Origin of the sequence: Sphingobium sp., from assembly GCF_033795625.1 — a bacterium.
In the GTDB taxonomy this organism is placed as follows: Bacteria; Pseudomonadota; Alphaproteobacteria; order Sphingomonadales; family Sphingomonadaceae; genus Sphingobium.
Map to the genome: position 1 here is coordinate 1 of NZ_JARYGI010000123.1, position 726 is coordinate 726.

The 726-nt window shown below is 59.4% G+C and carries 1 protein-coding gene and 1 pseudogene; both read right to left on the bottom strand.

Annotation, left to right across the window (positions count from 1 at the left end):
- On the bottom strand, positions 1–261 hold a 261-nt coding region (locus QHC67_RS18935; RefSeq protein WP_319296718.1), incomplete at its 3' end, for a helix-turn-helix domain-containing protein.
- Positions 262–529: 268 nt separating this feature from the next.
- Positions 530–726: pseudogene (locus QHC67_RS18940) on the bottom strand (ISNCY family transposase); the annotation flags it as partial.

Genomic DNA, 726 nt, shown 5'->3' on the forward strand with positions numbered 1-726 from the left:
TCGGACCGAAATCATGATAGCGATCGCGATGATCCGCTCGCGCAAGGCGTTGCTGTGCCGCCAGTTGCTTGGCCGGCCACGCTTGCGCGATACAACACCCGAGGCGCCTTCGGATCGCAATCGCTCCAGCAAGCGAAATACCTGGCGCCGCTTCAATCCGAGCAGCGCGGCGGCGTCCTCGACCCGAAGCTCGCCGCGCTCAATGCGCATCAACGTATCAAACCGCGATAGCTCGCCGTGGCTCATCGCCACCATCGTCATACTCTGGTCCTCCCGTGGGAAGACCATGAACACCGCCCAAGCTCAAGTGAGACATCTCTACTTTGCGCGACTGTGACATTTGAACGTTGCTGCTACAAAATTTGTTCCTGCCATGTAGAGAAGTCACAATCTCTGCCATTTAGAAATGTCACAGGGTAGGGACAGCAGGGGCTGCGTGGAGCCATCGAAACAGCGCAGCGCAGCCCCTGCTGATGCGCTGACATTTAAGTGGTGCGCTGTGGACCCGCTGCGTCAGCAGTGGGCCCGGTCATATCCTCTGCAGGAAGCTGAGCGTGCCGCGTTCGCGCAACGCCTCATCACTGAGCCTGGGACCACGCTTGAGCTTTGAGCCACCCAGTTTGCGGCGGTCGATCTTTGGTGGCGGGTCTGGCTCGGGAAACAGATGCATTGGTTGGTCACGGCGGGCAGGGGCATCGTTGTTGCGTTTACGATGATGCGGCATGA